Origin of the sequence: Macromonas nakdongensis (genome assembly GCF_002837145.1) — a bacterium.
Classification (GTDB): domain Bacteria; phylum Pseudomonadota; class Gammaproteobacteria; order Burkholderiales; family Burkholderiaceae_C; genus Macromonas_B; species Macromonas_B nakdongensis.
The window spans coordinates 40,039-49,960 of sequence record NZ_NWMV01000004.1; the positions used below are offsets into that span (position 1 = coordinate 40,039).

At 70.5% G+C, this 9,922-nt stretch carries 8 protein-coding genes and 1 pseudogene; all 9 read right to left on the reverse strand.

Features of this window, described 5'->3' with window-relative positions:
• Window positions 1–9 precede the first annotated feature (9 nt).
• Window positions 10–798 (reverse strand): cell division protein FtsQ/DivIB, encoded by a 789-nt coding sequence (locus CON77_RS00890; protein ID WP_101046882.1) that lies wholly within the window; start codon window positions 796–798, stop codon window positions 10–12.
• Window position 799: 1 nt separating this feature from the next.
• Entirely contained in the window at window positions 800–1,783 is a 984-nt protein-coding gene (locus CON77_RS00895) for a D-alanine--D-alanine ligase (protein WP_101046884.1), read from the reverse strand.
• Entirely contained in the window at window positions 1,780–3,204 is a 1,425-nt protein-coding gene (gene murC, locus CON77_RS00900; protein ID WP_101046886.1) for a UDP-N-acetylmuramate--L-alanine ligase, read from the reverse strand. The genes CON77_RS00895 and murC overlap by 4 nt, the downstream gene beginning before the upstream one ends.
• The gene (murG, locus tag CON77_RS00905) at window positions 3,201–4,298 is read right to left on the reverse strand and encodes an undecaprenyldiphospho-muramoylpentapeptide beta-N-acetylglucosaminyltransferase (RefSeq protein WP_101046888.1); all 1,098 of its coding nucleotides are present in this window, start codon (window positions 4,296–4,298) and stop codon (window positions 3,201–3,203) included. The genes murC and murG overlap by 4 nt, the downstream gene beginning before the upstream one ends.
• Window positions 4,295–5,581, reverse strand: a complete 1,287-nt coding sequence (gene ftsW / locus CON77_RS00910; protein WP_101046890.1) for a putative lipid II flippase FtsW — start codon at window positions 5,579–5,581, stop codon at window positions 4,295–4,297. Before ftsW ends, murG begins: the two co-directional genes overlap by 4 nt.
• Window positions 5,578–7,182: a UDP-N-acetylmuramoyl-L-alanine--D-glutamate ligase gene (murD, locus tag CON77_RS00915; protein ID WP_101046892.1), complete on the reverse strand. Its 1,605-nt coding sequence runs from the start codon at window positions 7,180–7,182 to the stop codon at window positions 5,578–5,580. Before murD ends, ftsW begins: the two co-directional genes overlap by 4 nt.
• Window positions 7,179–8,357 (reverse strand): phospho-N-acetylmuramoyl-pentapeptide-transferase, encoded by a 1,179-nt coding sequence (gene mraY, locus CON77_RS00920; protein WP_101046894.1) that lies wholly within the window; start codon window positions 8,355–8,357, stop codon window positions 7,179–7,181. The genes murD and mraY overlap by 4 nt, the downstream gene beginning before the upstream one ends.
• Window positions 8,347–9,756 carry a UDP-N-acetylmuramoyl-tripeptide--D-alanyl-D-alanine ligase gene (locus CON77_RS00925; RefSeq protein ID WP_101046896.1) on the reverse strand — a complete coding sequence of 470 codons (1,410 nt, stop codon included), beginning with the start codon at window positions 9,754–9,756 and terminating at the stop codon, window positions 8,347–8,349. The genes mraY and CON77_RS00925 overlap by 11 nt, the downstream gene beginning before the upstream one ends.
• Window positions 9,753–9,922, reverse strand: a pseudogene (locus CON77_RS00930) (UDP-N-acetylmuramoyl-L-alanyl-D-glutamate--2,6-diaminopimelate ligase); the annotation flags it as partial. The gene CON77_RS00925 and the pseudogene CON77_RS00930, both read right to left, overlap by 4 nt.

Consider the following 9,922-nt stretch of genomic DNA (forward strand, 5'->3'; position numbering starts at 1 on the left):
TTGTGTTGCTTAAGGTTTCGGTTTGCCGGGGACGGGGTCTTCCAGGGTGCTCACCCCGCGCAGGCGCAGGGCGTAACCGTTGGGGTAGCGCAGGTCGGCCGATTCGATGTCGCGCCCGCCGTAGCGCTGGCGCAGGGTGGTGACGGTGGCGACAAAAGCTTCGGTGCGCGGCAGCAGGTCGGCCGGCTCGCCGCGCCCCAGGTCGATGCGGGCACCGCCGTCCAGGGTGACTTTCCAGTTGCCCCGGTTGCTGAGCTCCAGGCGGGCCACGTCCTGGTCCATGCGGGCGAACACCGGCCGCAGCGCCTGGAACAGGGCGTACACCCGGCCCGACTGGCCTTCGGGGCCGAGCAGCTCGCTCCACTGGTCGGCCTGGGGGTCGTCCGGGTTGGCCTCGAACACCTCGCCCTGGGTGTTGAGCAACTGGCCGCCGCCGGCCTCGCCCCACCAGGCCACGGCCTGGTGTTCCTCCAGGGTCACGCGCAGGCGGTTCGGGAATTCGCGCTGCACCACCGCCCGGCGCACCCAGGGCACGCCTTCGAACAGGCGCTGGATCTCCTGCAGGTCGAGCGTGAGGAAGCTGCCCTGCAGGCGCGAGGACAGCTGGGCCCGGAAGGTGACGGCGTTCTGGTGCGTCACATCGCCGCGCACGCTGATGCCCCCCAGCGACCAGGCCGGGTGGCGCGCGGCCCACAGCCCCACACTGCCCAGGCCCAGGACGGCAAACACCACGAACAGGGCGTGCGCCACCCAGCCCATGAGCTTGACGTCAAGGGGGAGTGCGGGGGTCTGCACCATCTCAGGCCTTCGCCCCCGGTGCCGCGGGCAGGGGGTTGTCCAGGGCGGCGCTGGCCAGCACGCGCAGGCACAGCGTTTCGTAGTCGATGCCCACGGCGCGTGCAGACATCGGCACCAACGAGTGCCCGGTCATGCCAGGCGAGGTGTTGATCTCCAGCAGATAGGGCCGGCGGGTCTTGGCGTCGACCATCACGTCGGCCCGCGCCCAGCCGCGGCAGCCCAGGGTGCGGAAGGCCTTGAGCACCAGCGCCTGGATGGCGGCCTCCTCGCCGGCCGGCAGGTCGCAGGGCACGATGTACTGGGTGTCGTCGGTGAAGTACTTGTGCTCGTAGTCGTAGTTGCCGCCAGGCGCCACGATGTGGATGACCGGCAACGCGCGCGCCTCGGCGCCGGTGCCCAGCACCGGACAGGTCACCTCGTCGCCGCTGACGAACTGCTCGCACAGCACCTCGGGGTCGTGCCGGGCGGCCAGGCGGTAGGCCTCGGCACACTGGGCGGCGTCGGTCACCTTGGTCAGGCCCAGGCTGGAGCCCTCGCGCGCGGGTTTCACGACCATGGGTGCCCCCAGCGCCTGGAACGCGGCCACGGTGTCCTCGACGCTGGCCACCTGGCGCCAGTCGGGGGTGGACAAGCCTTCGGCGCGCCAGATGCGCTTGGTCATGACCTTGTCCATGGCCACGCTGGAAGCCAGCACGCCCGGGCCGGTGTAGGGAATGCCCATCAGTTCCAGCGCGCCCTGCACCGTGCCGTCCTCGCCGAAACGGCCGTGCAAGGTGATGAAGGCGCGCGCAAAGCCTTCGCGCTTCAGGTCACCCAGGTCGCGTTGCGACGGGTCGAAGGCGTGGGCGTCCACCCCGCGGCGGCGCAGCGCCTCCAACACGCCGGTGCCCGACATCAGCGAGACCTCGCGTTCGGCGGAATGCCCGCCCATCAACACCGCCACCTTGCCCAGGCGGGCGGGATCCATCGTCACATCGGCGCTCATGCGCTCACCTCTTTTTCTGCGCCAGTCTGTGCCAGCGCGATCACCTGCCCCGCCACCGCGCCGATGGAACCTGCGCCCATGCACAGCACCACGTCGCCGTCGCGGGCGTTGTCCAGAATGGCCTGCGGCAGGGCCGCAACCTCGTCCACGAACACCGGCTCGACCTTGCCGGCCACGCGCAGGGCGCGCGTGAGCGCCCGGCCGTCGGCAGCCACGATGGGCGCTTCGCCGGCGGCGTAGACCTCGGACAGCAGCACCGCGTCGGCCTGGCCGATCACTTTCACAAAATCCTCGAAACAGTCGCGGGTGCGGGTGTAACGGTGCGGCTGGAAGGCCAGCACCAAGCGGCGGCCCGGGAAGGCCCCGCGCGCGGCGGCCAGCGTGGCGGCCATTTCCACCGGGTGGTGGCCGTAGTCGTCCACCAGGGTGGCGCTGCCGCCGCTGGGCAGCGCGGCCTCGCCGTAACGCTGGAAACGCCGGCCCACACCCTTGAAGTTCGCCAAGGCCTCCAGCACGGCCGCGTCGGGCACGTTCAGTTCCACCGCCACCGCGATGGCGGCCAGGGCGTTGAGCACGTTGTGGTGGCCCGGCAGGTTGAGCACCACGTCCAGGTCGGGCAGCTGGATGCCATTGCGGCGCTGCACCCGGAAATGCATCTGGCCATCGGCGGCGCGGATGTCGAGGGCGCGCACCTGGGCGTCCTCGCTGACGCCGTAGCTGGTGATGGGGCGCTGGATCTCGCCCAGCAGGCCGCGGATGTTCGGGTCGTCCACGCAGAGGACGGCCGCGCCGTAGAACGGCATGTGGTGCAGGAATTCGACGAAGGCCTGCTTGAGCCGGCCGAAATCGTGGCCGTAGGTGTCCATGTGGTCGGCATCGATGTTGGTGACGACGGCCATGACCGGCAGCAGGTTCAGGAAGGAGGCGTCGGACTCGTCGGCCTCGACCACGATGTACTCGCCCGAGCCCAATCGGGCGTTGGCGCCGGCGCTGTTGAGCCGGCCGCCGATGACGAAGGTCGGGTCCAGGTCGGCCGCGGCGAGCACGCTGGCCACCAGGCTGGTGGTGGTGGTCTTCCCGTGGGTGCCGGCGATGGCGATGCCTTTTTTCATGCGCATCAGCTCGGCCAGCATGATGGCGCGCGGCACCACCGGCAGCAGTTTGGCGTGGGCGGCCACGACCTCGGGGTTGTCGGCCTTGACCGCGGTGGAGGTGACGATGCAATCGGCCCCGGCGATGTGGGCCGCGTCGTGGCCGACGTGGATGCGGGCGCCGAGCTGCTGCAGGCGGCGGGTGGTGGCGCTGTCGCCCAGATCACTGCCGGAAATGGCGTAACCCTGGTTGAGCAGCACCTCGGCGATGCCGCTCATGCCGGCGCCGCCGATGCCGACGAAATGGATGTGACGGATGGCGTGTTTCATGCGTGGCCTCCGGATGAGGCAGGGGAAAATCGGGCCAAGGTGCGGCAGGCCTGGACCATGGCCGGGACGGCCTGGGTCTGCGCCTGGACACGGGCTTTTTCGGCACGGGCTTGCAGGTCGCTGCGGGTCAGGCCCCGCAGCAGATCGGCCAAGCCCTGGGCGCTGAGTTCGGTTTGCGGCAGCAACCAGGCGGCACCGGCGTCCACCAGAAAGCGGGCGTTGTGGGTCTGGTGGTCGTCCACCGCGTGTGGGAAAGGCACGAAGATGGCCGCCGCACCCACCGCCGCCAGTTCGGTGACGGTGCTGGCGCCGGCGCGGGCAATGACGACATCGGCCTCGGCAAACGCCGCCGCCGTGTCCTGAATGAAAGGGGTGAGCGTGGCCACCACGCCGGCCTGGGCGTAAGCGGCCTGGAGCGCCTCGATCTGTTTTTCGCCGCTCTGGTGGGTCACCACCGGGCGTTGCTCGGCCGGGATCAGCGCCAGGGCCTGCGGCACGGTGTCGTTCAAGGCCTTGGCGCCCAGGCTGCCGCCCACCACCAGCACCTTCAGCGGGCCGCTGCGGCCGGCGAAGCGTTCGGCCGGGCCGGGTTGCCGCAGGAACTCGGCGCGCAAGGGGTTGCCGATCCATTCGCCCTTGGCCAGTGCGTTGGGGTAAGCGGTGTACACCTTGTCGGCCACGCCGGCCAGCACCTTGTTCGCCATGCCGGCCACCGAATTCTGCTCGTGCAGCACCAGCGGCTTGCCGGCCAACACGGCCATCATCCCACCGGGGAAGGTGATGTAGCCGCCCAGGCCCAGCACCACGTCGGGCTGGACCCGGCGCACCACGGCCAGGCTCTGCCAGAAAGCGCGCAACAGGCGCAGCGGCAACAGGGCCAGCGTGAGGAGGCCCTTGCCACGCACGCCGCCAAAGGCCACCGGCTCGAAAGCAAAGCCGCGCGGCGGCACCAGGCGCGCTTCCATGCTGCCAGGCGCGCCCAGCCAGTGCACGCGCCAACCTTCGGCACGCAAGGCTTCGGCCACGGCCAGGCCGGGGAAGATGTGGCCGCCGGTACCACCGGCCATCACCAGGGCGCAGGGGGTCTTGCTCATACCCGGCCTCCGTGCATCAACTTCCGGTTCTCGTGGTCGATGCGCAGAACCACCGCCAGCGCCACCAAGTTCATCAAAATGGCCGAACCGCCGTAGCTCATGAAAGGCAAGGTCAGGCCCTTGGTGGGCAAGGCCCCCAGGTTCACGCCGATGTTGATGAAGGCCTGGAAGCCGAACCACAGGCCCACGCCCTGCGCCACCAGGCCGGCGAAGATCTGGTCCAGCGCGATGGCCTGGCGGCCGATGTACATGATGCGGCGCGTCAGCCACAGGAACAGCGCGATCAGCACCAGCACGCCCACCAGCCCGAATTCTTCGCCGATGACGGCGAGCAGGAAGTCGGTGTGCGCCTCGGGCAGCCAGTGCAACTTTTCCACGCTGCCGCCCAGGCCGACGCCGAACACCTCGCCACGGCCGAAGGCGATGAGCGAGTGCGACAACTGGTAGCCCTTGCCCAGGGCGTGGTCCTCGCTGAAGGGGTCGAGGTAGGCGAACACCCGTTCGCGCCGCCACGGCGAGCTGGCGATCATCAGCCCGAAGAGCGCCACCAGCAGGCCGGCGATGACGAAGAACATGCGCGCGTTGACCCCGCCCAGGAACAGGATGCCCATGGCGATGACGGCGATGACGATGAAGGCCCCCATGTCGGGCTGGAGCAGCAGCAGCACGCCCACCACCGTCACCGCGATCCCCATCGGGATCACGGCACGGAAGAAACGCTCCTTCACCTCCATGCGGCGCACCATGTAGCCGGCGGCGTACATCAGCACCGCGAACTTGGCCAGTTCGGAGGGCTGGAAGTTCATGACACCGAGCGGGATCCAGCGCTGCGCGCCGTTGACGCCCCGGCCCACCACCAGCACCACCATCAGGCTCAGCACGGCCGCGCCGAACAAGCCGGGCGACCATTTCTCCCAGCGGCTCATCGGAATCTGGAAGGCCAGCAGCGCCCCCACGGCCCCGATCAGCATGGCCACGGCGTGGCGCAGCAGGAAGTGGGTGCTCTCGTAATTGCGGAAACGGGGGTTGTCGGGCAGGGCGATGGAGGCCGAGTACACCATCACCAGGCCCCAGCACAACAGGGCCACCACTACCCACAACAGGGGTTGGTCGAAGCCCATTTCCCGCACCACCGCGGTCCGGCCGCGGGCGTAGTCGCGGCTGCTCAGGCGGATGGGCAGCTCGCCCACCAGCTCGCGCGCGGCACCGCCGGCAGCACGCGCACCGCCGCCGAGCCAGCGCGTGAAGCGGCCGAGTCCGTGGAACACCTGGGTGTTGCTCATGTGGGCGTGCCCGCTTCCTGCTGCAGTTGCAGCACGGTGTCCACGAAGACCTGGGCCCGATGGGCGTAGTCCTTGAACATGTCCAGGCTGGCGCAGGCCGGCGACAGCAGCACGGCGTCACCCGGCTGCGCCTGGTCGGCGCACCAGTGCACCGCTTCGGGCAGCGTGGCCGCGTCGTGCAGGGGCACGCCGGTGTCGGCCAGGGCGGCGCGGATCGTCGGTGCGTCGCGGCCGATCAGGGCCACCGCGCGCACGTGCCGGGCCACGGCCGGCGCCAGCGGCGCGAAGTCCTGGCCCTTGCCGTCGCCGCCCAGCACCACCACCAGCCGGCGTTCGGCCCCCAGGCCCTTGAGCGCGGCCAGGGTGGCACCGACGTTGGTGCCCTTGCTGTCGTCGAAGTATTCGACCTCGTTGACGATGGCCACCGGCTCGACCCGGTGCGGCTCGCCGCAGTAGTCGCGCAAGCCATGCAGCAGCGGGGCCAGCGGGGCGCCCGCGGCGGTGGCCAGGGCCAGGGCCGCCAGGGCATTGCTGGCGTTGTGGTGGCCGCGGATGCGCAGGGCCTCGGCCGGCATCAGGCGCTGCAGGTAGACCGGTTCGTCTTCGGCCTTGCCTTTGCGGCGGGTGTCGTCCTCGGCCTGGGCGCGCACCAGCCAGGTCATGCCGTTGACGGCCTCCAGGCCCCAGTCGCCGGCACGGTGCGGCAGTTCGGTGCCGAACGTCGCGTGGGCGCGGGCGGGCACGGTCTTGGCGCGGCCGCCTTCGCGCACGGTCTGCGGCTGCGGGCGCCAGGCCATCACGGTGGCGTCGTCGCGGTTGAGCAGCATCAGCCCGCGCTGGCCGAAGATGCGCGCCTTGGCCGCGGCGTAGGCGGCCATGTCACCGTGCCAATCCAGGTGGTCCTGGGTGACGTTGAGCACGGTGGCGGCGGTGGGCTCGAAGCCCTCCACGCCTTCGAGCTGGAAGCTGGACAGCTCCAGCACCCAGGCCTGCGGCCGTTCGGCGCTGGCCAGCGCCAGCCGCTCGCGCAGCACGTCGAGCAGGGTCGGGCCGATGTTGCCAGCCACCGCCACGTTCCAACCTGCATCGCGCAGCAGGTGGGCGGTGAGTGAGGTGGTGGTGGTCTTGCCGTTGGTGCCGGTGATGGCCAGCACCTTGGGGGCGTAATGTGCCTCGCCTTCGGCGGTGGCCAGGGCGTTCAGGGCCTGTGCGAACAGGCCCAGTTCGCCCACCACCGGCACACCCACGGCGCGCGCGGCGGCCTCCAGCCCAGCCATCTGCGCGGGGGCGATGCCGGGGCTGCGGCAGACCAGGGCCCAGGGCTCGCGCTGGAACAGGGCGGCATCGAACGGCGCCTGCAGCAGGGCCACACCCGGCAGCTCGGCGGCCAGGGTGGCGGCGTTGGGTGGGGCGGCGCGGGTGTCGGCCACGGTCACGCGGGCGCCGGCCAGCGCACACCAGCGCGCCAGCGCCAGGCCGGACGCGCCCAGGCCCAGCACCAGCACCGGGCGGTCTTGCACGCGCGGCAGGGCCAGCGCCCGCCAGTCGGCGGGGGCAGCGGCGGCGCCGTCGTGCGCCTGGGTCGGGTCCGGGCCGTTCATCGCAGTTTCAGGGTGGACAGGCCGATCAGGCACAGCAGCATGGTGACGATCCAGAAGCGCACGACCACCTGGGTTTCGCGCCAGCCGGATTTTTCGAAGTGGTGGTGCAGCGGCGCCATCTTGAACAGGCGCCGACCTTCGCCATGGCGGCGTTTGGTGTACTTGAACCAGCTGACCTGCAGCATCACCGACAGGGCTTCCACCACGAAAATGCCGCCCATGATGGCCAGCACGATTTCCTGGCGCACGATGACCGCGATGGTGCCCAGCGCCCCGCCCAGCGCCAGCGCGCCCACGTCGCCCATGAACACCTGGGCCGGGTAGGCATTGAACCAGAGAAAGGCCAGGCCGGCGCCGGCCATGGCGGCGCAGAAGATCAACACCTCGCCGGTGCCAGGGATGTGCGGCAGCAGCAGGTATTTGGCGAAGACCGCGTTGCCGGTCACATAAGCGAAGATGCCCAGCGCCGAGCCCACCATCACCACCGGCATGATGGCCAGACCGTCCAGGCCGTCGGTCAGGTTGACCGCGTTGCTGGCGCCCACGATGACCAGGTAGGTCAGGATGACGAAGCCCAGCACCCCGAGCGGGTAGCTCACTTCCTTGAAGAACGGCACCATCAGCCCCGCCTGTTCAGGCAGGTCCAAGGTGAAGCCCGAGGCCACCCAGTTGAAAAACAGTTCGAACACGCGCTGGTTCGAACCTTCGGAAATGGCAAAGGCCAGGTAGAACGCGGCCACCACGCCGATGAGCGATTGCCAAAAGTACTTTTCGCGCGAACGCATGCCCTCCGGGTCTTTGTGCACCACCTTGCGCCAGTCGTCCACCCAGCCGATGGCGCCGTAGCCCAGGGTCACCAGCAGCACGATCCAGACGAAGCGGTTGCTCCAGTCGAACCACAGCAGGGTGGACAGCGCGATCGCGAACAGGATCAGCACGCCGCCCATGGTGGGCGTGCCACTCTTGCTCAGGTGGCTCTGCATCGCGTACTCGCGGATCGGCTGGCCGATCTTGAGTTCGGTGAGCCGGCGGATGAAGTACGGGCCGGCGGCCACGCCGAACAGCAGCGCGGTCATCGCCGACATGACGGCGCGGAAGGTCAGGTACTGGAACACCCGCAGAAAACCGAATTCAGGGCCCAGGCCCTGCAGCCACAAGGCCAGACTAGGCAGCATGGGCGCCCTCCTTCGTTGTTGTGTCAGGCAGGGCCTGCAGCGCCTGCACCACCCGCTCCATGCGCATGAAGCGCGAGCCCTTGACCAGCACGCTGCCCAAGCCGGGCGCGAGTGCGGTGGCCCTCGCGGTCAGTGCGGGGGTGTCGTTGAAGTACTCCAGGCGTGCGCCGCCGGTGGCCGGCAAGGCGGCCACGGCCTGCGCCATCCAGTCGCCGCTGACCAGCACGTGCTCGATGCCGCTGGCCAGCGCGTGGCGCAGCACCTCGTCGTGAAAGGCCAGGCCCTGGTCGCCGACCTCGCCCATGTCGCCCAGCGCCAGCAGACGCGGGCCGGGCAGTTCGGCCAGCACGTCAATGGCGGCGCGCACCGAGTCGGGGTTGGCGTTGTAGCTGTCGTCCACCAGGGTGATGGCACGGCCCGCCAGTTGCAGGGCGAGCGCGCGCGAACGGCCGGTGACCGGCTCGAAGGTGCTCAGCCCCTGGGCGATGGCGTCCAGCGGCACACCCGCGGCCAGCGCACAGGCGGTGGCCGCCAAGGCGTTGCGCACGTTGTGGCGGCCGGCGATGTGCAACACCGCCTCCAGGCTGCCGGCGGGGGTGTGGATGAGCGCCATCCAGGCGCCCTGGGCCCAGGTGGCGCTGCCGCGCACGTCGGCGCTGGCGCCGTCACCAAAGGTCAGCACCGGGCGGCCGGCGGCCAACTCGCGCCACAAGGGGGTGTAAGCGTCGTCGGCCGGGAACACCGCGGTGCCGTCTGCAGGCAGCGCGGCGAACACCGCCGCGTTTTCGCGCGCCACCGCTTCCACCGTGGCCATGAATTCCTGGTGTTCGCGCTGGGCGTTGTTCACCAGCGCCACCGTGGGCTGGGCGACGGCGGCCAGCCCGGCGATCTCGCCCGGGTGGTTCATGCCCAGCTCCACCACGGCCAGGCGGTGTTCGGGGCGCAGGCGCAGCACCGTCAGCGGCACGCCGATGTCGTTGTTCAGGTTGCCCTGGGTGGCCAGCGCGGCCTCGCCCGCCGCCGCCCGCAGGATGGCCGCGAGCATCTGCGTCACCGTGGTCTTGCCGTTGCTGCCGGTCACGGCGATCAGCGGCAGGGCGAACTGCGCGCGCCAGCGGGCGGCGAGCTGACCCAGGGCGACGCGGCTGTCGGGCACTTCCACGCCGGGCAGGCCGGCGCTGTCCAGGCCGCGCTCGGCCAAGGCGGCCACGGCACCGGCGGCGCGCGCGGCAGCCAGGTAGTCGTGGGCGTCGAAACGCTCGCCGCGCAGGGCCACGAACAGGTCGCCCGGGCGCAGGGTGCGGGTGTCGGTGTGCACGCGCCGCACGTCGGCGCGCTCGGGGGCGCCCACCGCGCGGACGCCCGGCAGTTCGTGCAGCAGCTGGGCCAAGGTGTTCATGCGGAGGCTCCAGTGGCCAGGCCGTGGCGGGCTTGCAGGGCGCGCCGGCCCTCGGTCAAATCGGAGAAGGCGCGCCGGACGCCGGCCACCTCCTGGTAGTCCTCGTGGCCCTTGCCGGCCAGCAGCACCAGGTCGCGGGCGTCGGCCAGGCGCACGGCCAGGGCAA